Source organism: Nocardia sp. 852002-20019_SCH5090214 (assembly GCF_001665865.1).
GTDB lineage: Bacteria > Actinomycetota > Actinomycetes > Mycobacteriales > Mycobacteriaceae > Nocardia > Nocardia nova.
In genome coordinates, this window is record NZ_LZMK01000270.1 from 18008 (window position 1) to 42266 (window position 24259).

Here is a 24259-nt window from a genome sequence, read left to right on the forward strand (position 1 = left end):
CTGCCTCACTGGATGTATCGATGGATCATTTGACGTCGATGGACAACTTCAGCGACCGGCCGTCGCCGGTGGCGTGCACCGCCTGGCTGATCAGGCTGCCGAGATCGATGCGCGCGGCCACATCGGTGGCATCCGCGACGGCGGGCCGGAGTGCCGGCGCCAGCGCGAGCAGGTCGGGTCCGATCTTCTGGAGCCGGCAATCGAGCTGCGGCAACAGCGGCGCCAGGCCGGTACCGGTGACGTAATCGTCAGGGAACTTCCCGACACGGAAGACCGATTCGACGGTGTCCACCACCTGCTTCACGCCCACGCCGAACTGCCCCCAGTACGGCCCGCCGGCCTTCATGTCCGCGCCCATCCAATCGATGTCGGCACCGAGTGCCTGCAGATTGCTCATCAACGCCCGAAGTTGCGGTGTCCGGCTCAGCAGCGTGGCGGCGAGGAGATCGGTCGATCGTGACAGCTCCGGCACGATCGCCTCGGTGCCGGCCAAACCCTGATGGAAGGTATCGACAAGGGCAGCAAGGGCTTTCGGATCCACCTGAGCGAGCAGATCGGTGACCGCGCGCGCCATCTCCGGGATGGACGGCGGCGCGGTCAGCTTCGCGGTGTCGATGCGCTGTCCGTCGCGCAGATATGCCCCGCCCGCGCCGTTCGGAACGAACTCGACGTACGGCTCACCCAGCGCCGACAGCTGCTCGATGGACACCGAACTCGCTACCGGAATGCGGTAGTCGTCGCGCACCCGCAGGCGGACCTGCGCACCCGTGTTCGCGACCGAGACGGCCGCGACCTCGCCGACCTTCACACCCGACAACAGCACCGCGGAACGCGGAACCAGGCCGGCCGAGTCCGGTAGCGCCATCGTGAAGGTGTCGTACCTGGTGAGCCAGTCGACGCGCACCACACCGAAACTCATGTACGTCGCACCGGTGACGAAAACGGCGGCGATCGCCCCGAGCGACAGCAGCGAACTGGCTTTCACCGGACGGCTCCGATCATGCGCAGGGTGGCCAGGATTCGATCCACCTGGTCGTCGGCGGGGCTCGGCTCCGCGTCCGTGACGTGTACGCCCGTGATGTTCACCTTCGGGCCGTGCTCGACGAAGGGAATGAGGTCGTCGCGCAACACCGACACCAGCCGGTTGAGGTTGGAGGGCGCGGTCAGGTCCAGAGGCCGCGAGGTGAACAACAGGGGGACAAGTGCTTCGGCCGCGGCGTCGCCCGACGCGGCGATGGGCGCGAGCCAGCCGATGCCCTGAGTGATCGAACCGATCGCCCCCAGCACGCCCAGCATCCGAGCGATCGAGGTCGTCGCCACCGTCACTTGCGTCGCGCCTTCCTTCGACAGCAATTCGGCCAGATCGTCACGCACCTGCGTGATCGAATCGACGTCGACCGCCACCGTGCGGCCCAGCGCCGACACCTGGTCCAGATTGGCCGCGAGATCGGTGAAATCGGTTCCCATCAGCCTCGACAGGCCGGCGGTCTCGCGCGGGTCGGCCGGCAGGGTGGCGTTCATCCGATCGACGATGTCCTGGAACTGTGTGACGGCTCCCCCGCCGACGAAGGTCGCCAACCCGCTGAGCAGATCCTCGATCTGCAGCGGCGGGCGGGTTCGCTCGAGCGGGATCAGTCCGTTACCGGGGATCGTCGTGCCGAACCCGTCCGCAGGGGTGGTCAACGCGATGTAGATATCGCCCAGGACGGTACTCTGCCGCAACTGCGCGGTGGTCGACGCCGGTAACCGGACCCCCTCCGAGATGTCCACGTCCGCAACGACATACCCCTCGTGGTTCGCGACCGGGTCGATCACTCGCACACTGTCGAGGCTGCCGACCGTGCGCCCGTTCGCCGCCACCTTGGCATGGGCCGGCAGATTGAGCGCGGTGGCGAACTCGATGTGCACTCGATAGGTGGGGCCCGAGACGGTACTGCCCGGAACCGGGATCGATGTGGGATCGAAGCCACAACCGGCCAACGTGGATCCCGCGATCACCACCACCGCGGACACCGAAAGTCGCATTGCCGAGATCGTGAGTCTCATCGGGCGCCCGCCAGTCCCAGGACGACTCCCGCCAGATTCAGGTCGGCCATCCCGTCACCGGCGGAGGCGCATTTCCCGGGCATGGCCGCGTTCACCGCGGCGCAGAGCCGATCGGCATCGCCTTGCGGCACCGCGACGCGGGGAGCGGCGTACACCACTGTCGGCGCGCCCGTCACCGGATCCGCCGATCTGGTAAACGCCGACACCACGGCCGGAACCATCCCGATCAGTTCGCGGACACTGCCGATATGGGCGGCCAGCAGATGTAGATACGGTGCGACAGCATCGATTCCGCCGAGCAGCGGTCCGCCGTATTGACGCGCGAGACCGTTGATCCACGGCACCAGAACACGGAGTTGCTTGCCGATGACGTCCCCCTCCGACAGGATTTCGTTGTCGGTCTGATCGAACAGCGGGCCGAATCCTTCGAGCGTGGCCTTGATTTCGGGCCAGTTGGCCAGGGCGCTGGACGACAGCGATGCCAGCGCGTCGATGAGTTCGCCGATGTGGCCGATCGCGGCGTCCGGGGAATTCAGGGCCGCGCCGAGTTTGCCGATCAGCTCGTTCATTCGCGGCCCGGTGCCCACGGTGGCGTTGTTCAGGGCGTTCACACTCCCGGAGACCGCACGCCCGCCGTCGGCGTTGAGCTGGGTGGCCAGATCGGTGATGGCGGCGAGCGTCCGGGTCATGCTTTTGGGTGTCAGGGTCTTGGTGACGCAGGTACCGGGATTCCACCGGTTCACGGCTTTTCCGTCCGACAGCACGGCAAGGTTGCGGTCGGCCGCGAGTGTGTCGGAAAAGGTTGTCGCGCTCACCGCGCCTTTGAGCGGATGGTCCCGTTCCACGGTGAAATCCACTCGTACCGTGCCGTTTTCGGGCCGAACGGCGGTGACGGTGCCGACCGTGATACCGAGCATCGTCACGTGATTGCCCGGATAGAGACCGATGGCGTCGGGCATGATCGCGCAATAGCTCTGCATTGCCCGAGGTGGTGCGACCACCGTCAGGTAGGCGGCAACCGCGGCCGCGGCCAACGCCGACACTCCGAAGATCGAGATGAACCCACGCGAGGCGAGAAAGCGGTACAGCATCAGCACCCCTGTCCCGGCAGCGGAATACAGACGGCCGGCAGTGACATCGGCGCCGCCGACCGGTCCACGGTCACGACTCCGGCAGGACCGATCAACGATTGCAGGCGCTGGCCCATCCCGTGCAGCGAAGCGAGCACACCGTCCAGACGTTTTCCCAGCTCCTGCAGTTGCGGCAAGGCGGTGACGAGAGCGTCCGACATGGGCTGCAGCGTGTTCTTCCAGCCCGGTTCCAGGGCCGCCAGCCGCGCGGTCAGGTCGGCGGTGAGGGACAGCGCCTCGCGTATCTCCGCGCGCTTGCCGGCCGCGATGGTCTCGATGCTGCCGATACTGCCGATCAATTGCCCGATCTGTGATTTCACGGAGTCCAGCGCGGCGCCGAATTCGGATGCGACACCGAGCGTTCGCGAGATGTCGGAATTCTGTTGCTGCAGGATCGTGACGATCGAGTCCAGTGCCGCCCCCATCCTCCGAATGCCCTCGGGCGTGGTGGTCGTTGCCTGCTGCAGGGCGGTGAGATTCTCCCGCAGGGTGCCCGCGTCGATATGCGCGATCGGCGCGGCCGCATCCCGGAAGGTCTGCTCGAGGCTGTAGGGCAGCGAAACATGGTCGACGGGAATGGGTTTCGATCCCAGTGCCGTGGCGCCTGCCGGCGCGACAGCGACATAGTGGCCGCCGGCCACGGTGAGCATGCGGATGGCGAGGGTGGTCCGGTCTCCGATGAAAACGTGCGAATCGACGGTGAACGTCATGCGTACCCGATCGTCGAGCAGGTCGAGTGCGCTCACCTCCCCCACCGGGACGCCGGCCACCCGCACACTGTCACCGGCCTTCACCGACCCGGCCTCGGCGAGTTCGGCCCGATAGGTGGACTTGCCCAGCGGAAGCACGTAGACGATGCCGGCGGCGGCCAGAATCGCCACGACCGCAACCAGACCCGCGATACCGAACCGCAGTTCGCGGCGCGCTCGCGCCCGCGCGTGGTCCGCGGGGGGCCGGTTGCGTGCCGCCCTCCCCGTGCGGAGTCTGCTCAGCCTTTGCATACCGAAATCCTTTGTCCTGCGATGAGTACCTGCAGCGCCGCCGGTACCGGCGCGTTCCCTTTCGAACAGGGTGATGGCGCGGCCGAATTCGCCGCGGGCAGTTGATCGTTCAAACTCTGGAGCAGGCCGGGCAGCCTGCCCAGCAGGTTCACCGCCGCTTGCGGGTCCGGGAACGCCGCCCGTAGCGCAGTGTCGAAGTCGGGGTCGGCGCCCGGAGTCAGGCCGAGTGTCGCCGCCAGCTCGTCGAGTGGTTTCAGCACCGGAGGCCCGGTCACCGCCAGCTCGACCACTCCGTCCATCTTCTGCCGCAGCACGACGAAGACATGGACCAGTCCGTCGAGCAGTGTGACCGCCTCCGGGGACCGGCCACCGAGCTGGTCGGCCGCGATGCGCATGTTGTGAATCAGCACCGAGATCACCGCCTGCCGGTCGGTGACATAGCCGCTGAGCTTGTCGATCGCGTCGAGTGCGGGACCTATACCCTCCCCGTCGCCCTGGACGACAGCCAGCATGCTGCTGGTGAACTGGTTCAGCGCCTCGGGTGAGAACTCGGCCAAGACCGGTTTGAGCCCATTGAACAATGTGGTGATGTCGAACGACGGCGTGGTGTGGTCGACGCCGACGGTCGTGCCCGCGGCCAGCCGGGTTCCGGGCCGATCCGGTTGCCGCACATCGACATAACGTTGGCCGGTCAGACTCTGGTAGCGGATGGCCAGCGTGCTGGTGTCGTACACCGGCCGGTCGTGGCGGACGGTGAATCGGACCCGGGCCTTGTTGCCGGCGTCGAGGCTGACGGCATCGACCTTGCCGACCTGCACGCCGAACATGCGGACGTCGGCACCGGACGCGAGCCCGTTGGCGTCGGTGAACAACGCCGTGTAGTGGTCGACCGCACCGCCCACGGGCCGTTGGATGGCCTGCACGATCACCGTCACCAGCACCAGCATCACCGCCGTGAACAGCGCCAGCCGCCAGGTGACAGCCGTGAGTGACTTCATCGCGCACCTCCGCCCGCACCGGGCACGGTGCCGCGCAACGGCTGCGCGAGGCCGGGCACACCACGCAGGGTCACATCCAGATTCAGTACGGGCCCGTTCGGAGACGGCTGGAAGGCCCCGCCGATCGCATCGAGCAGCTGCCGCAGCTCCGCGCCGGAACGCTGTGGATCCGGCACGGTGTGCGCGAGGGCCGCGAACAACGGTGCGAGCATGTCGGTGTAGGGCCCCAGATATCGCTCGGCGGTATCGGCGGTCGAGCCGATGGCAGGGAAGACCTGATCGGACATCAGGCTCACACCGTCGTCGAACCATTGCCGGTCGGTGCGCAATACCTGGATCCGTCCGAAGCTGGTCAGCTGCACCACACTTCCGGACAGCAGTGACGGAATGCCGGACAGGCCCTGCGCATAGTTTCCGAACAGTTCCGAGGGCAGCAGCCGCTGGGTTTCGGCGGCGAGGCGCGTGGTGGTGATCAGCGCTTCGAGGATCGGGGCGAAGGCCTTCACATCGGTGGCTACCTGGGTCAGCAGTTGGGTGAGCTGCGGGGTCATCACACTGGGCAGCACGTCGGACAGCGACCGCAGCAGGGCCCCCATGGTGGCGTCGTGTACTCGATTCGCTTGCGCGCGAGTCAGATCCACGATCGAGCCGGCATGCACCGGGGTGCCGCCCTGGCCACGCGACAACCGGAGCTCGCTGATCCCGAACAGGTTGCTCGGCACATAATCGACAGCCAGGTGATCGGTGAGGCCGGGAATTCCGGAGTCGTCGAGCGCCAGTGTGATTCGCTGCCGACCGGGACCCGCCTCGGCGATATTGCCGACGGCTCCCACCGCTACCCCGTCGATCTGGACGCGCGAGCCGACGACGATGCCGTCACCGATCTGCTCGGTCAGCACATCGACGCGCATCTGTCCGTCGCCGCCGCGCCAGCCTGCCCAGGTCAAGGTCACACCCATTGCCACCGCCGCCACGGCGGAGCCGATCGCGAGCACCCGGCGCCGCGAGGTCGCCATTCCGGGAATTGTGTAATTCGGCATCCGCCCTACCCCGTGAACTCGATCGACGAGTGCACGCCCCACAGCACGATGCTGAGCACCATGTCCAGCGCGATCACCGCGACGAAGCTCGCCCGCACCGCGCGGCCGGAGGCGATACCCACGCCTTCGGGCCCGCCGCCGGCGAAAAAGCCTTGATAACAATGGATCAGGATGACCGCGGTGGCGAACACCAGCACCTTGACGGTCGCGGCGACGACGTCCCAGCCGCTGACGAATTGGAAGAAGTAGTGCTCGTACACCCCGGAGGCTTGGCCGTGCAGGGTGACGATCACCGTCTGGCACGAGAGGTAGCCGAGGATGAGAGCGACCAGGAATGTCGGCACCACCGCCACCGCGCCCGCGACCACTCGCGTGCTGACCACGAACGGAATCGAGCGCAGGCCCAGCGATTCCAACGCGTCGATCTCTTCGGAGATGCGCATGGCGCCGATCTCCGCGGTCATCCGGCAGCCGGCTTGTGCGGCGAATCCGATGCCGGCGGCGATCGGGGCCAGTTCCCGGGTGTTGGCGAACGAGGAGATGATGCCGGTCAGCGGACCCATACCCAGCATGTCGAGCGTGGCGAACGATTCGATGCCCGTCCCGGCTCCCATCGCCAGGCCGAGCACGATCAGCATCGGAACAGTGCCGCCGCCCACGATGATCGAACCGTTCCCCCAGGTCATATCGGTGATGGCACGCATCGTCTGGGCCCGGTAATGACGGGCCGCCAAGGGAATCGACGTCAGGACCTGCCAGACGAACTCGGCCGCGAAACCGAGATTCTCGACCGGGGACGACAGATGCCGCGATCGCGCGAAACGCACGATATGGCCCAGCCCGAGCGGCGTGTAGGAAGTCGCGACCATCAGGCGAACCTCACCGGCAGGAACATCGCGGTGAGCTGGGTGATCACCAGGTTCACCAGCACCAGCGCCACTACCGACAGCACGACCGCGGCGTTCACGCCGTCGGCGACGCCGCGCGGGCCGCCTCTGGCCTCCAGACCACGCTGGCACGCGATGACGGCGACCAGCAGGCCGAACAGCGCCGATTTCGCCAGTGACACAAAGACATCCGCGACGACGGTGAACGACCCGAAGGTCAGCCAGTAACTACCGGAGGTCACCCCCTGCGCGGTCACCGCCACGAAGTATCCGGCGGCGACACCCACGAAGATGATCAGGATATTGAGCAGCGGCGCGATCAGCACCATCGCGACGACCCGCGGAATCACCAGCCGGTGTACCGGATCGACGCCCATCACCCGCAGAGCGTCGATCTCTTCCCTGATGGTCCGCGCCCCGAGGTCGGCCGCGATCGCCGCCGCCCCGGCGCCGCCGAGCAGCAGACCGGTAGCGACCGGCGCACCCTGTTTGATCACTCCCAGTCCACCGGCCGCGCCGATGAGCGAATCCGCACCCAGCTGATGGATCAGATTGCCGACCTGGACCGAGACGATGACGCCGAACGGGACCGCCATCAAGATGGCGGGCAAGGCCGTCACCGAGATGAAATACCAACCCTGATAAAGGCTTTCACGCCACTGAAAGCGCAAGCGTGGGACATCACCCACCGCACCGGACGTGGCCTGCCATCCCAGCTCGACCGTCCGGCCGAAGGTCCGCAGCGCCGAGACGGCGGTCTCGGAAAAGTTCTCCCCGACGATGCGACGGAGCGAAGGGCGCTCAGCGACGGGCGGCATCGCTTCTGTAACCGTGGACATTTCTTTCCTGTACTCAGCGAACGAACCGCGCTGACTCGATCCGGCGAAACAAATTAGTGCTTCATTATTTTTTCTGTGACGGCGGTCATAGTAGCGAACCGGCATGGTCCTGGCTACCCCTGCCCGTGAGCCCCGGTCAGCTTGCCCGCTCCTCGGTTCCTCGTCATGGCATCAGGATGAGCCGGCCGCCGACGCCACCCTTTTCGAGACGGTGGTGTGCTTCGGCTGCTCGCGCAAGGGGCATCGTGTCGGCGATCCGCGCGGTCAGGGTTCGGTCGGCGAGCTTCCGGTTGAGCACGGTCGCGGCGGCGGCCAGGTCGGTGACGGCGGCGTTGCTGATCACGAACCCAGCCAGGGTGATGTCGTGGGTGTAGACGCGGTCGACGGGTAGCGGCACCCGCGCCTGCGGTCCGGCCGCTGTCAGCAGGAGCCGGCCCCCGCGGGCCAGCAACACGACCGCGACGTCGATATCGTGATGACCCGAGGTGTCCCAATACACGTCCAACCCCGCAGGCGCCGCCGCCCGGATCTGCTCGGCCATGTCGGGGTCCCGGTAGTCGACCACCACAGCGGCCCCCGCATCGCGGAGACGCTCGAGCCCGTTCCCGGAGGCGGACGCGATCACCCGGGCGCCGGCGGCGCGCGCCAGGCGGACCGCGGCATCGCCCACGTTTCCGGCACCGCCGCCGATATATACGTTGTCTCCCAGCCCGAGCCGAGCGTGCCGGAACAGCCCCAACCATGCCGTGGCAGCCGGATGTGCGACACCGACCGCCTGGACCGGATCCACCCCGCCGGGCAGGTGGTACAGCCGGTCGACCGGGACAACCGCATACTGCGCGAACGACCCCTGCCGGCCACCGTGGCCCAGACTGTTGCACCACACCGCGTCCCCGACCGCATACCCGGCTACCCCGCCGCCGACCGCCGCGACGTTTCCGACCAGGTCGCGGCCGATGATGAACGGGAAGGGAGTCGGCGTCGCATACGCCCCCGACCGCACGAACGTGTCCACCGGGTCGACCGTGACCGCGTGGACGGCCACCAGCACATCGGTGGGTCCGATTCGCGGGACGGGCAACCGTCCGTAGCGGATCGCATCGGCCGGGCCGAGCGCCTCCACGTAGGCCGCGTACATCACGTCCGGAATCCCGGCCATCGCGCCTGCCTCCTTTCGGCCGATGAGGCGCCGACACGGCGGTCACGGCCTGGGGACTTACTCGATCCCGTACGTTGCGGCCCAAGCCGCCCGCAGCTCGGACTCGGTGGCATGCCCGAACTGGTAGGCCGGTGAGTCCACCGGCAGGGCGCGGTCGACGGTCACCAGTACCGCTTCGATCGCGGGATATCCCGGTCCCTGTGTGGCGAGCAACCAGTCGTGAATCCACTCGAACACCGCACTGCCGGGGCCGTGGAATTCGGCGGTTCCCTTGAACCGGTAGCCGCGTCGTTTGAGGAAGTCGACCACGTTGATTTCCAGTCGGGGATCACGCCGCAAGTTGGCGACCGTGCCCGGCGATGCCTGATTCAGGAACACCAGATGGTCGTCGTCGTACACCCGCACGGTTCCCTTCGGGGAAAGGTTCGGTGATCCGTCCGCGCACACCGTGGCGACGAACCCGAGTTTGGCGCTGTCCACGATCGAGCGCATGTCCTCGTCGATGACACCCATGTCCCGTGCCTACCCCCGGACCTGCCGGCGAATCCGAGCCCGCTCTCGTCACAGCAATCACCAGACTCGTCAGGCGCGCGACGACCACTGCCCCACGTCGCTGACGGACCAGCCCCCAAGTCAGGAGAAGGCACGATTTCAGCTGCGGGGCCGCGCCATCCGGATTGATGCCGACAAAAAGGGGCGACTTACACCAATCGCCGTGGGCCTTCCCTTTTCGCCCGAACCTGCACTGTCACAGCCATACAGCGCCGCTCGCCGACGTCTGTGCACCAGTCGCGGGAAACAGACGAGATCGCCAATTGGCGCTCGTAGTCCAGTAGCGCTCGGTCCGTCCGGCAGCCCCCGGAGCGTGCATGACACGCGGCGTCGCTGTGTGTCACACCCGTGCGCCACACTGAGCTCGGCTTGTCCGAGTGGTTTCCGTGGCCCGGGGAAGGCAGAGACCCAACGGAGGTGGGATGACTATCGAGCCGGATCAATTACTGCAGCTGCTGTGGACGGTCGCGCGCTCACGCGGCTACACCTGTCAGCGGACCGGTCCCGACACAGTCGAGGTCGATGGGCGGAGGTCATTTACGCTGGTGCCCAGCCACCTTCGGCGCCTGGTGGCCACCTATCCGCCACACCAGTGGCCGACGGTGGTAGCCGACCATCTTGACACCATCGCGGTCACGATCGAGGCCGACCGCGACGACCCGCTCGACTACACCGATTTCGCCGTGATGCGTCATCTAGTGCGCACCCGCCTCTACGGCACCGTGCCGATCGGGGTCAACGGAGTCCGGCGCATCATTGCGCCAGGATTGATCCAGCGGGTGGTCATCGACCGAATCCACAGCGCTACCCACGTCACCTACGACATGCTCGCATGGTGGCCGATCGGCGAATGGGAACTTTTCGACCTCGCCGAGTCCAACGTTCGCACCGACGGCGGAGTCCACATCGAACACGACTCCTTCGATGGAGTACCAATGGCCGAAGAGCTCGCGCCGATAGCGCTGTTGACCGGCCCGGAGTACCTGACCGCCCACACCCGGTGGCTTGGAGACCATCCGGTCACCGGACCACGAGGGGCGGTACTGACCATACCGTCGAAAGAATCGATCTACGCCTACCCCGTCACCGGCATCGAGGTCGTGAAAGCCATCACCGTCCTGGCGCGGCTCGCCGCCCTGCACACCGAGGATCCCTGGCCGATCAACCAGTCGGTCTACTGGTGGCGCAATGGCCACCTCGGCCTCGCGGCCACCACCCGCCGCACCGACACCACCGTCGTCATCACCCCCGCCGACGCCTTCTACCGCCACACCGCACACCTAGACCATGAACCGGACGACTGTCGATAGCCCAACCGTTCGACGACTACGAGCTTCAGGCGACGATGTCTCGGCCGCCGAAAGCGTCCATCCGGCCGGCCGTGCCCCGCCATTCCCGCTCCTCGGTCCAATCCGACCCGGGATCCAGCCTCACCGCCCAGCTCCGCAGTCGCGGTGTTGCAGCCGATATCGTTACGCAGTAACCGGGCAGGCTCGAGCAGACACTGCGATGATGTTCGCATCACGGGCCGCACCGGATACCCAGGCGGGGATCTGATCACCGACACCGTCGCCCGGTTGCTGGACCAGCAGCGGTTCGCATTCCGCTTCTATCGACTACCCCGCCCGATACGCCAACCCGATGCCCATCGTCATCGCCATGTCCGGTGACGGTCAGGGCACTGTGCCCCGGTCCTCCGGGCAGGAAGCCACCGAAGACGAGCATGTCATCGGACCACACCGACAGCGCCGCGCGGGGGTCCGACACCGCCCGTCCCCTCGATTCCGCCAGGCCCGGCGAGACCCAAGAGCGCACGGAGACGACGACTCCCGCCGTGCCGGCAGCGCTGCTCCACGACAACACGAAGGGGTACGTGCAGGTACCACCCAAATGCCCTGCGGGCAGGGCCCGATCGACCCTATCGGCCGTGCCGGCCCGAGATCATCGTTGATTGATGGCCGACAATCCAGGGATTTCCAGCATGACCTCCGTGGTCCGTGATCGGATGCGGGTGGTGAACAAGTACGTGACCAACCCGGTCATGATGACCATGGCAGGCCGCGAACATTGGTACGCGGGAGTGGTGCGGCACACCGGCCGACGTTCCGGAAAAGCCTATGCCACGCCCGTGGTCGTGGAAGAGGTGCCGGACGGGGTCATCATTCCGCTGCCGTACGGCACGCGAGTCGATTGGCTCCGCAATGTCCTGCACGAGGGCCGAGCCACCATCCAGGTCCACGGCCACACATTCGACACGATCGATCCCGCGATCATCACCGCCGAGAAAGCAGAACCACGGCTGCCCCCTCGGCATCGACGCACCCTTCACCGACTCAAGGTCGACAAGTACCTCGAACTGCATACCCAGTCGGGCCAGCCCTCCTAGTGGGTGCGCCCGTTTGTTCGTCGGGGGTTGCCAGGCGGTGGGGTCGTTGAGGTAGAGGGCGCAGGCGCAGTCGAGTGTTTCGGCGGGTGCCAGCGGGGCGGCCGTTGGGAAGGATGGAGTTGTGGTAGCCGTCTCGGCTGGCGAGGTAGATAGCGAATCCCCAGGTGGTGGCGTATCCGGTGTAGCGCAGTCGCATCAGTGGCAGTCGGGTGCCGTCGGCGAGTTCGCCGGTGATGTAGGCGAACGCGCCGTGGTATCGGACGTGGACGGCGGCCGGTTGCGGCCAGCGTTCGGCTGCGTGGGCGGCCAGTCGCTGTCGCAGTGAGGTTTTGGTCGATTCCGGCGGTGTGGCCATGGGGTTCAGCCTGTCATGACGGCGGCTGCGGCGTGGCGCGCCGGTTCTCGGTGGCCGGTCGGGCACAGTGTCCCGGTCGTTGATCATGTTGAGGGACAAGGGAATATCGTCGTGCCACCGCGGAGTGTCGGCACGGAGTCCGCATGTTGTCGTCCTGACCGCCGGCCAGCGGTCGCAGTTGGAAGCGATCACCCGCCGCTCCTCGGCACCGATGCGGCAGGTGCTGCGGGCGCGGATCGTGCTCGCAGCACCTGCCGGGCAGTCGAATGCCGGTATCGCCCGCGCCCTCGCGATCACTGCCGACACGGCCCGCAAGTGGCGGAAACGGTTCTGCGGCAATGGGATCGATGGGTTGATCGATCTGCCGCGCAGTGGCCGTCCCCGCACGTTCACCGCGGAGCAGGTCGCCGAGGTCAAGGCCGCTCGGGCGCTGGACCTGTATGCCCGCATCTGGGACGACGAACCACTCGGCGCGGACGACTACGTGCTCTCCGCTGATGAGAAACCAGGTGTCCAGGCACGTCACCGCCTCCGCCGCAGCCTCGGGCCCGCGGCTCGGCGGCCGATGCGGGTCGAGTCCGAACACCAGCGCGGCGGCACTCTGGCCTACTTCGCCGCCTACGACGTGCACCGCGCCCACGTCATCGGCCGCTGCGGGCCGACCACCGGTATCGAACCGTTCGGCCGGCTTGCCGCGCAGGTCATGACCAGCGAGCCCTACCTCAGTGCGCGGCGGGTGTTCTGGATCGTCGACAACGGAGCCTCCCACCGCAACTGGGCCGCAGCGAAACGACTCGACGACGCCTACCCGAACGCGCACATGGTGCAGCTGCCGGCCCACGCCTCCTGGCTTAACCAGGTGGAGGTCTACTTCTCCGTCGTGCAACCCCGACCTGACCGCCGTCGCCGACCGGCTGCTCGCCTTCCAGGACCACTACAACGCCGCCGCCCGGCCGTTCATTCGACTGGACCTTCACCCGCGACGACCTCAACGACCTACTGCACCAGCTCGGCCGCCGCGACCTGGCCACGCCCCTCCCGCTTGCCGCGTGACCCCCGACGAACTAACGGGCGCACCCACAAGTTGCCGTCCACGTCGATCGGATGGGCTGCTGCCGCGACAGCCGTCCGATCTACCGGGTCTTTGCGTTCCGAAAATAACCCTCTTCGTGACTTGACTGCCGTCCTCGACGTGCTTACTTCGCCGCTCCGTAGCCACCGCCCCCTGGAGTCTCCACAATCAAGACGTCGCCGGGCTGCAGTTGCGCGGAATCCGCACCGCGCAACCTCACGATGGTGCCGTCCGCACGCTCGATGCGATTGATGCCCAGTGCTCCGGGCGCGCCGCCGGCCATGCCGTACGGCGGGACCCGACGGTGACTCGATAGTGTCGAGACGGTCACCTGTTCGGTGAACCGGAGCCGCCGCAACGCGCCGTCGCCACCGTGCCAGCGTCCGATTCCTCCGCTACCGGTGCGTATCGCGAATTCCTCCAGTAGCACCGGCAGGCGCCACTCCAGCACCTCCGGATCGGTGAGCCGGGAGTTGGTCATGTGCGTCTGCACCACGGATGTCCCGTCGAAGCCCTCACCTGCGCCGGAACCGGAGCCGATGGTCTCGTAATACTGGCATCGGTCGTTTCCGAAAGTAACGTTGTTCATCGTGCCCGAGCCCTCGGCCTGCGCTCCCAGCGCGGCATACAGCGCCCCGGTGATCGCCTGTGACGTCTCGACATTGCCCGCGACGACGGCGGCCGGCGGACGCGGCGCGAGCATACAACCGGCAGGCACGATGATCCGCAGTGGGCGCAAGCAGCCGTCGTTGAGCGGAATTTCATCGGCGACCAGGGTTCGAAAGACATACAGCACCGCGGCGTTGGCCACCGCATAGGGAGCGTTGAAATTGCCCTCGAGCTGCGCTGACGTGCCGGTGAAATCGATGATGGCGCTTCGGCTTTCGCGGTCGACGCGCACGTGGACCGCGATGATGGCGCCGAGGTCGTTCTCGTAGCGGTATTCGCCGTCGTGGAGGGCCTCGATGACGCGGCGAACCGACTCCTCCGCGTTGTCCTGTACGTGCCGCATGTAGGCCTGCACGACGTCGAGCCCGAAATGCCTGATCATCTTGCCGACCTCTTCGACACCTTTGGCGTTGGCGGCGACCTGGGCGCGCAGATCGGCGAGGTTCGTGGCGGGATTGCGGGACGGATACGGCGACTCGGTCAGTAGCTGGTAGGTCTCCGCTTCCCTGAACCGCTCGTGTTCGACGAGCAGCCAGTTGTCGAAGACGATGCCCTCCTCCTCGATGCGGCGGCTGTCCGCGGGCATGGAACCCGGTGCTGTACCGCCGATTTCGGCATGGTGCCCGCGGGAGGCGACGTAGAACAGCACGCGCGTGCCCGCTGTGTCGAAGACCGGGGTGATGACCGTGATGTCGGGCAGATGAGTGCCCCCGTGATAGGGATCGTTGACCGCGTAGCAGTCACCCGGCCGCATGGTCGTCGTGCGGCGGATCACCTCCTTGACGCTGGTGCCCATCGATCCCAGGTGCACGGGAATATGCGGCGCGTTGGCTACCAGATTGCCGTCGGGGTCGAACAGGGCGCAGGAGAAATCAAGGCGCTCTTTGATATTCACGGATTGAGATGTCGACTCCAGCCGGGCGCCCATCTGCTCGGCGATCGACATGAACAAGTTGTTGAACACCTCCAGCAGCACCGGGTCGGCGTCGGTGCGCACTCGGACGCCGGTGGGTGCGACGGCCCGTTGCATGATCAGATGTCCCGTCTCGTGCACCCTGGCCTGCCACCCCTCGTCGACTACCACCGTGGCGTTGGTCTCGGTGATCAACGCGGGCCCGATGATGGCCTCGGCGGACGTCAATTCGTCTCGGATGTAGAGATGGACCTCGCGCCAGGACCCCCCAGTGTGCAGTCGCACCGTGCGGGGTCCGGTGGTTGTCGATGTCGTGGGAACCAATCCGGAGAGGTTCGGCGCTTCGGTGAGTCCGGTCGTCTCCACCGAGAGCGCTTCCACGACCAGGGGGCGATCCAGGGTGAATGAGTATGTGGCGCGGTGGCGGGCCACGAAATCGGCTGCCATGCGATCGGGTCCGGTGAGTTCGACGGTGAGGGCGGTATCGGTGCCGTCGTAGCGCACCTGGGCACGTCGAACTACCCGGATTCGATGCTCCGGAACGTCTTCGGCCAGCAGTTCGGCACGTGCCGCTGCCTCGAGCGCATCCGCGGTGGCCGTGACCCGCGCCATCGAATCCGGGTGCAGCGGCAGTTCCACCGACTGTTCTCGCATCGCGGTGGTGTCGGCCAGACCGATGCCCAGTGCAGACAGCACCCCGGCCAGGGGAGGGACAAGAATGGTTCGGATGCCGAGCGAATCGGCCACCGCGCACGTGAGCTGTCCGCCCGCGCCGCCGAAGGTGGTCAAGGCGTAACGGGTAACGTCATGCCCCTTCTGCACCGAGATTCGTTTGACGGCGGCGGCGATGTTGGCGACCGCGATCCGGAGATATCCCTCGGCGACCTGTTCCGGTGTGCGGTTGTCGCCAGTCTTCGCGCGGATGTCCGCGGCCAACTCCGCGAATCGCGTGCGAACCCACTCGGCGTCCACCGGCTGATCGCCGGTCGGACCGAAAACCGCGGGGAAGCTGTCGGGTTGAATCCGCCCGAGCATCACGTTCGCGTCGGTGACCGTCAACGGCCCGCCGCCGCGGTAGCACGCCGGTCCCGGCACGGCGCCTGCCGAATCGGGGCCGACCCGGTAGCGGCTGCCGTCGAAATGCAGCACCGAACCGCCCCCGGCGGCAACGGTGTGGATATCGAGCATCGGCGCGCGTAACCGCACCCCGGCCAGCTGCGTTGTGAACACGCGCTCGAACTCGCCCGCGAAATGGGAGACGTCGGTAGACGTTCCGCCCATATCGAAACCGATGACCCGATCGAAACCTGCCAGCCGAGACATCCGTGCCATGCCGACGATGCCGCCGGCCGGTCCGGACAGAATGGCGTCCTTGCCGCGGAATTGCCCCGCCGCGGCGAGTCCGCCATTGGACTGCATGAACAGCAGCCGAACACCGGCGAGCTGATCGGAAACGTGCCGGACATAGCGGCGCAGCACCGGCGACAGATAGGCATCCACAACGGTCGTATCGCCGCGCGGCACCAGCTTCATCAGCGGACTCACTTCGCTGGACAACGAAACCTGGGTGAATCCGATGCGGTCGGCGAGCAGGCCGATTTCGCGTTCGTGATCGGGATAACGGTACGAGTGCATGCACACCACCGCGATGGCACGAATACCGCTGTCGTACACGGCTTTCAGCTCATCCGCCACAGTATCGGCATCCAGCGGCGCCAGCACCGTGCCGTCGGCGGCGATCCGTTCGTCGACTTCGATCACCCGCTCGTACAACAGTTCCGGCAGGATGATCTCGCGGGCGAAGATCTGCGGGCGGTTCTGATAGGCGATGCGCAGCGCGTCACGAAAGCCTGTGGTGATGACCAGCGCCGTGCGGTCACCCGTGCGCTCGAGCAGCCCGTTGGTGGCGACCGTGGTGCCCATTCGGACGGCATCGATCCGCGCGGATGCGATATTTTCGATACCGGACCGGTTCAGGATCTCGCGAATGCCTGCTATCGCGGGGTCGAGGTAGCGCGCCGGGTTCTGCGATAGCAATTTGTGGCTGATCAGCTCCCCGTCCGGGCGGCGCGCCACCACGTCGGTGAATGTGCCGCCCCGATCGATCCAGAACTGCCAGCCGACCTCTCGGCCGGACGAAAAGGAATTCGCCAACCACGCCTCCTCGGCTCCGCGACGGCCTGCAGCATGGACCGCTCGCAATGTGATCGGTATCCAAGATGCCAATTGAAGTATCCATGCACTGTGCCCGGTGGTGCCAGCTTTTGCCGGTGCGATGTCGGCGCACGTCAACGCAGGTCACGCCGCGCGCCTGACGTCGGTTCGGGGATATACGGCATATGGGGTCCACTAATTCAGGGGAGCCCCGCCGACGCCCGCTCGTATCCGGCTCGTGTTGTCAGCTCGGTTCCGGGATGCCGATCTCTTCGCTGGGTTCCGGGGCGAATACGACCATCACGTCGTCGACGCCGAGCCAGAAGTTGTAGCCGGTTCCGGAGGGGCTCGATGCCGCCGAGGTCGAGTCGAAGGACCTCGGACATCGGTTCGCGGAAGATCTCCATCCCGTATTCGGTGAAGGCATCGGTGGTTCTTGCCGAGTAGCGCCGGCCGCTGTCGGTGATCAGTTCGACGCCCATCCGCGGTTCGTCCGGGCTTGGACACGATGACATCCTTGGCGGCGACCGGCAATTCGCTCTCTGTTCCGGGTGCCCCCTCATGAAAGGCGTCGCCCACTTCGTAGAAGGTTCGGAACGACTCGCCATGTCGCGGCAAGTCGATTCCATTGGGGCGCAGGGCAAATCGTACGAACACTACAAGCGTGCAGACCTCGCGAGCGCGGGGAGTAGTTCGTTCAGTGGGTCCACCACCTGTGCGGCGGATAGTTGGCCGTGATGCCCCGCTGGACGTCCCCGATGATCAGTGCTGTATTCACGATTGACCCATCTTGCCCCGACTTCGTGGGCGGGAGGCGGAAGGAACACGCCCGCGCATGCCGGGTTCTCGACGAGATTCTGGCGTGCGAGCTCTGTTTGTCGATAGTCGCCAGACTCATGGTGCTTGCTCCCCTGAGGCCTGAATCGCACCGGGATGTCCGGAGAACATCATCATCTCCGGACTCACCGGGGCGGTTCAGTGCCGGTGGGATCGAGGGCCATGATGGCGAGGTAGACGCATTTCAGTGCGGCCTGCTCGTTGGGAAGTGCCCGCGAGCACGGACCGCCCGACGAATGCGGGCGTTCACGCTCTCGATCGCGTTGGTCGAACACACCACTCGCCGGATCTCTGTGTCGAACGCCAGGAACGGCACGAACTCCGCCCCACGCGTTCTCCCAAAGCCGCACGATCGCAGGATATTTCGTCCCCCATTCCCACGGAACTCGCAGAATCGTTCCAGCGCAGCGGCTTCGGTGGGTGCGGAGTAGACCGGTTTCAACGCCGCCGCGATCGCCGGTCGGCGCTTGTCAAGCCGTTGTGTCAAGCCATCGTCGTTGTTTTACGCGCGATTACTACCGGAACCCCCGGATAGGAGACCGGGAAACCGATAACTTCCGGCAACTCGGCGGCTATTGGGCAGTCCGCCGATTCACGCTTCGACTCGCTTCCGTAAACCGTTGAGCGTGCTGTTCACCAGCCCTTTGATCACCCGCTTGCGGATGAAGCCGGGTAGCGGCAAGTTGTGGTGGATGGTCAACTGGTAGGTGACCGATGTGGTGTCCGGGCCGGCATCTTCGAGCTGGTACCGGCCTTCCTGACCGGTCTGCAATCGGCCTTCCACCATCGACCAGCTCATGCCGTCGTCACGATGCCGGTAGGTCAAGGTGTAGGTGTCGGTGCCGACCGTCGCCGACGCCTTGAACCGGGCGGTCACCGGCAGCCCGGTCGGCTCGTCGACCTCGAGCACGTCGGCTTCGAGGATCTCTGGAATCCACTCCGGCTGATGTTGCAGGTCGCGGATGGTCTCGAGCACCCGCGCCACCGGCGCGTGCAGGCGCACGGTTACGGCGGCGCTGTCAGTGGGCACGGCGGCCATCCCCGGCGTCGTTCACTGCTTCGGATCCGGTATCGATGTCGGTCATGAGATCGGTCTCTCCTCGCGGTGGAGATGTCGGTGCTGCTCTGGCCGAGGGTGTCTGCTCGTGACAGTACTCTCACGTCGCGGCGCCGCCAGGGGTCATGTCCCGGCGGCTGTCGGGCCCTATCGGACGCTGGTCGATCGCGCGTTCGAACTGGCGTGAGGACGGGCTCGCCCGAGCCCCAGCTCCGGTCTCCGGTGATGCGGCGGTTCATCGCCCGCGCCATCCATCCGGCCTGCAACACCGCCCGCGCCGGAAACGGGCCGGAATGCCGTTGCTCGACGGTCTCGATCCACAGCGCCAGCCAGCGCTGGAAGTGAGCGGCCGTGAGCGGATGCTGCTCGTGCAGGCGGAGGTGGACGGCGAGGGCGGCGGTAAGACTTGGTACCGAACAGCACCGTCTCCCAGAAGTCGCACATCACGGGCAGGTGCGATTCCAGACCGGCCTCGCGGAGTTCGGTGAACGGTTCCGCGAGCAGCTCATCGGTCAGTGCCCGGCCGTAGAAAAAAGCCGTGTCCAGGCAGTGCCTGGACACGGCATCGAGGGCACACATACCCGATAAAAAGGCGTCCGGAGGGGGACACATCCGCTGAACACACGGGTCTACCTGCGGAGATGATCTATCGGCCAAGCGCGCAGTCCGGGGAGGGCACTTCGTTTTCGGCACCGCATTCTGCTGACCGGATCGGTCGCACCCCAGGGAACGCGTTACGGACGGTGAATCAGCCGGTGCCGGAGGTGGGAGGTGTGCGGTACCAGGTTTGAACGTCGGAGAGGGTGGCGGCGGTCGCGTTGACCAGTGGTGCGCCGAATTGTTCGGTGTCGCCGGTGGCAATCACGAACCGGGCCGGCGCGGAGCCGGTGACAACGAGGGTGTAGGTGCCGGCCTGCGCGGCCGAGGCGGTGTCGGCGAGGGTTAGGTACGAGGTCTGGGTGAACGGTTCGAAGAAGGGGGCGCGCGCGGTGTTATCGAGAGTGGTCACGGCTCGGTCGGGGCCGAGGATCGACAGTCGGGGCAATTGCGGGACGGGTAGCTCGTTCTCGGGGGCCAGATCGGGAATGAGGAGCTGAGCATGGAAGGGCTCGCCTCTGGAGAGTTGGATGCGGACCGCGCGTGTGTCGCCGACCGCGCTGGTTCGGCCGTAGAAGGCGAACGAGACGGTTCCGATAGGGGCGAATGGACTCGTGTCGAGGGCGTCGACGGTGTCGTCCGAGCCGAGCAGGACCGGGGTGTGCGCGGCAGCCGGAGCGGCAAGGCCCACCAAGGCCAGGGCGCTCGCGACGACAGTGAGAATGCGCCGCCGCGGTGCGCGTGGTCGAACTGTTCTCGGTGTGTCACGATCTGCGTGATCGCCTCCTCGACACCGGTTCCGATGCTGGTCGGCCCCGGGATATGGGCATCGCGCGGCAAAAGACGGACCGCTGGTCATCGACTCATCCTCCCGGCGCTGGCAATGTTGTGCAGGCACCTCGACGAGCACGCTGCATCCATCGGCCAACGGAAACGCACCAATTCCGTCAACGCGCCACCTCGCAGTCTCGACGAATGCGCCTGCTTACCCCCACCGCCTGGTTCCTGCACCAACCCAACCCAACGGACGCTATCGATGCCAGGCGGCCTCCACTGGTAAATGTCCTCGCGGCCGCCGATCATTGCACAGGGCCGAAAGCCTCACAGCAACAGGACTTCAGCACCGAAACCGGTCGAGGGCCAGACCGGTAGGGCGGTTACCTCGGTCGCCCGGGACCACTGCTCGGGCCCCCTTTCCGACACACCTCGAGACGCTCACCCAGCGCAGTCGGTCAGCCGGAAGAATTGATCGCCGACGGGTGCGTCAGATTGGGGTCTACCCCAAAAAGACAGCTCACATGCATCCAGAGGGGTCGCGCTGGCCGCCGGTTCGGTCAGCACGGTATGCGGCATGACGGTGCGTTGGTCGATACAGTCGCGCGGTGGGGAATGAATGTCTTATCTGCGAAAAGCATGGTGGCATAGGCCGCTTGGTCGGCCCGGTGATCTACGCCGATGATTTGGTTGATCGCGGCATGCTACTGGCGACGATCCAGCGACCGTCGCCAGGCATCGGTGTCGGCAGACAACAGTAAGGTGACGCGGGTAACGGCGCTGCATTGCCGTCGCGGCGTGATCAGCCGTGCGCGTACACCCGCTCCACGTACTCCGCGATTTCTTCGTCCTGGAGGTGTCGTGCGATGTCAGCTTCGCTGATCATGCCGACCAGCCGTTTGTTCTCGATGACCGGCAGCCGTTTGATCTGGTGCTCTTCCAGCTCCTTGAGAACGTCGCGCGCGTCGGCGTCGGCGTCGATCCAGCGGGGAGTTCCTTCGCAGAGATCGGCGCATGTCGTCGTCGCCGGGTCATGGCCCAGGGCAAGGCATTTCACGACGATGTCGCGGTCGGTGACGATTCCGCACAGCCGCTCGTGCTCATCGCTGATCGGCAACACTCCCACGTCGAGTTCCCGCATCGTGCGGGCCGCCTCCTCGACCGTGTTCGCACGTGACATCCAGGTGGCACCCGAGTGCATGATCTGTCTCGCAGTTGTCATCTCGTCCTCCTGTTCGGCCATTTCGATCCTTCTCACCATCGCCCCGCCGGTACGCGACCGGAAGGGGCGAAGGTCCCCGGCCTCCTCCACGCGGCAGGTGCCCGGCGGCCGGACGGGTCGGTTTCGGGTGTGGTGGGCGGTGTGGGCCCAACGACCCTGTTGGCAGACCCTCCGAATGACCATGATCGTCGGTGAGGAGGTGCGAGAAGATGTATGCGAAGCCCGGAGATTGGCTGGTCGTGGAGGGGCATGAGGTAGGTGGCGCGGTACGCCACGGGTTGATCGAGGAGGTGCACGGGAGTGAGGGAGCGCCTCCGTACCTCGTGCACTGGACCGATACCGGCCACCGAGCGCTGTTCTTCCCCAGTACAGATGCCTACGTTCTGACCGTTGAGCAACTGCGCAAGCAGGAAACTGTTGCGGCGGAACGCTATTCGTCCATGCAGCACGTGCCGGGCGCACACGGCGCCGGACCGCGACATTGATGGCAGCGCGCACAGAGGCACGCATGGCCAGGAGGCCTCATGAGTAGACGCGCGAGCGGTCCGCCGGCGGGGACCCCGCCGGCGCTGGTGCCGCCGCCGTCGGGCAAAGCGTGGCTGTGGTGGCTCGTCCCGGTCGGTGCGCTCGTCGCCGTGCTGGTGGCGTCGATATGGCTGCCCGGACTGGAGAAATCGAAGCCGTCTCCGCGTCAGCTCGGCTACAGCGAGTTCGTCTCGGATGTCGATGCACATCAGATCAAGACTGTCACGCTCCAGTCGTCCGGACGGGCCTCGGGCACGCTGGGCGACGGCCACGACTACACCACCGTCATTCCCGCTCAGGCCGGGCCGCAGCTGCTGGACCGCCTCGAGAAGGCGGGGGTTTCGGTGAGCGCATCACCTCCGGCCGCCACCCGCTCCGGGGCATCGCAAGTGTTGACGTGGGTGCTGATGATCGCACCCTTCCTGCTGCTGTTCTGGTGGCTCCGGCGGGCCGGAAGCCGGGCCTCGAGTCAACTCGGCACCACGATGGGCGTCGGGAAGTCGAAAGCCAAGGTGTTCGATACCGAGCGGCCGGGAACCACATTTGCCGATGTCGCGGGCTATACCGGCGCCAAAACAGAGATCGCCGAGGTAGTCGATTTCCTGAAGGCGCCACAGCGATATCGGCGCGCCGGAGCGGTAGCGCCGCGGGGAGTCCTGATGATCGGCCCGCCCGGTACCGGCAAGACCCTCTTGGCGCGCGCGGTGGCCGGTGAAGCCGATGTCCCCTTTCTCTCGGTGGTCGGTTCGAGTTTCGTCGAGATGTTCGTGGGCGTCGGCGCGGCCCGGGTTCGAGATCTGTTCGCCGAAGCCCGCAAACGAGCCCCAGCGATCGTGTTCGTCGACGAGATCGACGCGATCGGGTCCCGGCGGGGATCTGCGACGGCGGTAGCCAACGACGAACGCGAACAAACCCTCAATCAGCTGTTGGCGGAGATGGACGGGTTCGATCCTGCTGTCGGCATCGTCGTGCTGGCGGCGACCAACAGACCCGAAATTCTCGATCCGGCGCTGCTGCGACCGGGCCGCTTCGATCGGCAGGTGACGATCCCGTTGCCGACGCTGCAAGAACGGGCAGCGATTCTGGGAGTTCACTGCCGCGGTAAACACCTCGAATCCGACGTCGATTTGCAGCGCGTGGCGCGCAGCGCCCCGGGGTTCTCCGGCGCCGATCTGGCCAACCTGGCCAACGAGGCCGCGATCTGCGCAGTCCGCGACGATCGATATACGATCCGAGCCCTCGACTTCGACACCGCCCGCGACCGGATTCTGCTCGGCCGCCGCGAGGGATCGAATGTGTTGCTGCCCAGCGAGAAGCACGCCGTGGCAGTCCATGAGGCAGGCCATGCCCTGATTGCCGCGCTGTGCCCACACGCGGACCCCATCGCGAAGGTGACGATCCTCCCGGCCGGGCAGACACTCGGCACGACCGAACAGCTACCGCTGGTCGAACGCCATCTCTACAGCGAGGACTACCTTCTCGACACCCTCGCCGTACGGCTGGGCGGCCGAGCCGCCGAATTGACCGTTTTCGGTCAAGGATCCACCGGAGCCGCGAACGATCTGGCCCAGGCAACGGAACTCGCTACAAAGATGGTGCGCGAGTTCGGGCTGTCCCCGGCCCTGGGCCCGGTCGGATACCCCCGGGGCGGATCGGTCTTTCTCGGCGGCAGCGGAACACAGATGTCGAGCCGGCCGTTTGCCGAAGCCACGCAGGCGATGGTGGACACCGACGTCGCACGCCTGCTGCGTGAGGCGGAGCATCGCGCCATCGACCTGCTCGAGTCCCACCGCGACGTCCTTCAACATCTGGTCGACCTGCTGTTGGAACACGAAACCGTCGACGGCGCAAAGGTTTACGACCTGTTGGGAATCGCTGTCCCGACCGACCGCTGCGAACCCGTTCCCGCCGCCACGGTTGCGCCACATCCTGGCGTCCGTCCGGCCGTCGCAGAGCCGGAGCTCCCGAGAGATGGCCGCACCATCCCCGGCCTCGGCGGCTCGCGGACGACGCGGTGAGCAGTCCATGGCGCCGACGGTCGGCTCG

The 24259-nt window shown here is 66.2% G+C and carries 20 protein-coding genes and 2 pseudogenes; 5 read left to right on the forward strand and 17 right to left on the reverse strand.

The features are described 5' to 3' along the window. Positions 1-25: 25 nt before the first annotated feature. The 10 genes from A5780_RS20715 to A5780_RS20760 form a co-directional block, all read right to left on the reverse strand. Positions 26-985, reverse strand: a complete 960-nt coding sequence (locus A5780_RS20715) for an MlaD family protein (protein ID WP_064909328.1) — start codon at positions 983-985, stop codon at positions 26-28. Beyond that, positions 982-2025: an MlaD family protein gene (locus tag A5780_RS20720; protein ID WP_064909329.1), complete on the reverse strand. Its 1044-nt coding sequence runs from the start codon at positions 2023-2025 to the stop codon at positions 982-984. Before A5780_RS20720 ends, A5780_RS20715 begins: the two co-directional genes overlap by 4 nt. A 17-nt stretch (positions 2026-2042) precedes the next feature. After that, a complete protein-coding gene (locus A5780_RS20725; RefSeq protein ID WP_064909352.1) occupies positions 2043-3137 on the reverse strand; it encodes an MlaD family protein in 1095 nt (364 codons plus the stop codon). Then, complete coding sequence (locus A5780_RS20730) at positions 3137-4177, reverse strand: MlaD family protein (RefSeq protein ID WP_064909330.1); 1041 nt, start codon at positions 4175-4177, stop codon at positions 3137-3139. The genes A5780_RS20725 and A5780_RS20730 overlap by 1 nt, the downstream gene beginning before the upstream one ends. Then, positions 4165-5175, reverse strand: a complete 1011-nt coding sequence (locus tag A5780_RS20735; protein WP_064909331.1) for an MlaD family protein — start codon at positions 5173-5175, stop codon at positions 4165-4167. The genes A5780_RS20730 and A5780_RS20735 overlap by 13 nt, the downstream gene beginning before the upstream one ends. After that, complete coding sequence (locus A5780_RS20740) at positions 5172-6191, reverse strand: MlaD family protein (RefSeq protein WP_146102255.1); 1020 nt, start codon at positions 6189-6191, stop codon at positions 5172-5174. The genes A5780_RS20735 and A5780_RS20740 overlap by 4 nt, the downstream gene beginning before the upstream one ends. A 29-nt stretch (positions 6192-6220) precedes the next feature. After that, positions 6221-7084, reverse strand: a complete 864-nt coding sequence (locus tag A5780_RS20745; RefSeq protein WP_064909333.1) for an ABC transporter permease — start codon at positions 7082-7084, stop codon at positions 6221-6223. Continuing rightward, the gene (locus tag A5780_RS20750) at positions 7084-7920 is read right to left on the reverse strand and encodes an ABC transporter permease (RefSeq protein ID WP_064909353.1); all 837 of its coding nucleotides are present in this window, start codon (positions 7918-7920) and stop codon (positions 7084-7086) included. The genes A5780_RS20745 and A5780_RS20750 overlap by 1 nt, the downstream gene beginning before the upstream one ends. A 184-nt stretch (positions 7921-8104) precedes the next feature. Continuing rightward, a complete protein-coding gene (locus A5780_RS20755) occupies positions 8105-9100 on the reverse strand; it encodes an NADPH:quinone reductase (RefSeq protein WP_082976613.1) in 996 nt (331 codons plus the stop codon). A 57-nt stretch (positions 9101-9157) separates the two neighbouring features. Further along, positions 9158-9613 carry a pyridoxamine 5'-phosphate oxidase family protein gene (locus A5780_RS20760; RefSeq protein ID WP_062967967.1) on the reverse strand — a complete coding sequence of 152 codons (456 nt, stop codon included), beginning with the start codon at positions 9611-9613 and terminating at the stop codon, positions 9158-9160. A 461-nt stretch (positions 9614-10074) separates the two neighbouring features. On the opposite strand from A5780_RS20760, the gene A5780_RS20765 reads away from it, so the two are divergent. The 3 genes and pseudogenes from A5780_RS20765 to A5780_RS42000 all read left to right on the forward strand — a co-directional run. Continuing rightward, positions 10075-10962 carry a hypothetical protein gene (locus tag A5780_RS20765; protein WP_064909334.1) on the forward strand — a complete coding sequence of 296 codons (888 nt, stop codon included), beginning with the start codon at positions 10075-10077 and terminating at the stop codon, positions 10960-10962. Between the two features lie 671 nt (positions 10963-11633). Further along, the gene (locus A5780_RS20770; protein ID WP_231983033.1) at positions 11634-12038 is read left to right on the forward strand and encodes a nitroreductase family deazaflavin-dependent oxidoreductase; all 405 of its coding nucleotides are present in this window, start codon (positions 11634-11636) and stop codon (positions 12036-12038) included. A gap of 566 nt (positions 12039-12604) precedes the next feature. Further along, positions 12605-13234 (forward strand): annotated as a pseudogene (locus A5780_RS42000) (helix-turn-helix domain-containing protein); the annotation flags it as partial. Between the two features lie 355 nt (positions 13235-13589). Here the strand turns inward: A5780_RS42000 and A5780_RS42005 are convergent. The 7 genes and pseudogenes from A5780_RS42005 to A5780_RS20800 all read right to left on the reverse strand — a co-directional run bounded on the left by A5780_RS42005 (position 13590) and on the right by A5780_RS20800 (position 21688). Further along, positions 13590-17201, reverse strand: coding sequence for a hydantoinase B/oxoprolinase family protein (locus tag A5780_RS42005; RefSeq protein ID WP_064909337.1), 3612 nt, complete (start codon positions 17199-17201; stop codon positions 13590-13592). A 200-nt stretch (positions 17202-17401) separates the two neighbouring features. Further along, entirely contained in the window at positions 17402-17683 is a 282-nt protein-coding gene (locus A5780_RS20785; RefSeq protein ID WP_063018006.1) for a hypothetical protein, read from the reverse strand. Between the two features lie 539 nt (positions 17684-18222). Then, the gene (locus A5780_RS39245) at positions 18223-18525 is read right to left on the reverse strand and encodes a transposase (RefSeq protein WP_082857384.1); all 303 of its coding nucleotides are present in this window, start codon (positions 18523-18525) and stop codon (positions 18223-18225) included. A gap of 105 nt (positions 18526-18630) precedes the next feature. Further along, positions 18631-19068 carry an SRPBCC family protein gene (locus A5780_RS20790; RefSeq protein WP_064909355.1) on the reverse strand — a complete coding sequence of 146 codons (438 nt, stop codon included), beginning with the start codon at positions 19066-19068 and terminating at the stop codon, positions 18631-18633. Positions 19069-19313: 245 nt separating this feature from the next. Further along, positions 19314-19674 (reverse strand): annotated as a pseudogene (locus A5780_RS43175) (group III truncated hemoglobin); the annotation flags it as partial. A gap of 169 nt (positions 19675-19843) precedes the next feature. After that, positions 19844-20383 carry a hypothetical protein gene (locus A5780_RS20795; protein WP_064909338.1) on the reverse strand — a complete coding sequence of 180 codons (540 nt, stop codon included), beginning with the start codon at positions 20381-20383 and terminating at the stop codon, positions 19844-19846. Positions 20384-21268: 885 nt separating this feature from the next. Beyond that, positions 21269-21688, reverse strand: a complete 420-nt coding sequence (locus A5780_RS20800) for a CBS domain-containing protein (protein ID WP_063011779.1) — start codon at positions 21686-21688, stop codon at positions 21269-21271. Positions 21689-21897: 209 nt separating this feature from the next. Between A5780_RS20800 and A5780_RS20805 the strand changes: the two genes are divergently transcribed. Together A5780_RS20805 and ftsH are read left to right on the forward strand one after the other, a co-directional pair. Continuing rightward, positions 21898-22173 (forward strand): DUF1918 domain-containing protein, encoded by a 276-nt coding sequence (locus A5780_RS20805; protein ID WP_063910706.1) that lies wholly within the window; start codon positions 21898-21900, stop codon positions 22171-22173. 39 nt (positions 22174-22212) lie between these two features. Further along, positions 22213-24231: an ATP-dependent zinc metalloprotease FtsH gene (gene ftsH, locus A5780_RS20810; protein ID WP_082976614.1), complete on the forward strand. Its 2019-nt coding sequence runs from the start codon at positions 22213-22215 to the stop codon at positions 24229-24231. Positions 24232-24259 lie beyond the last annotated feature (28 nt).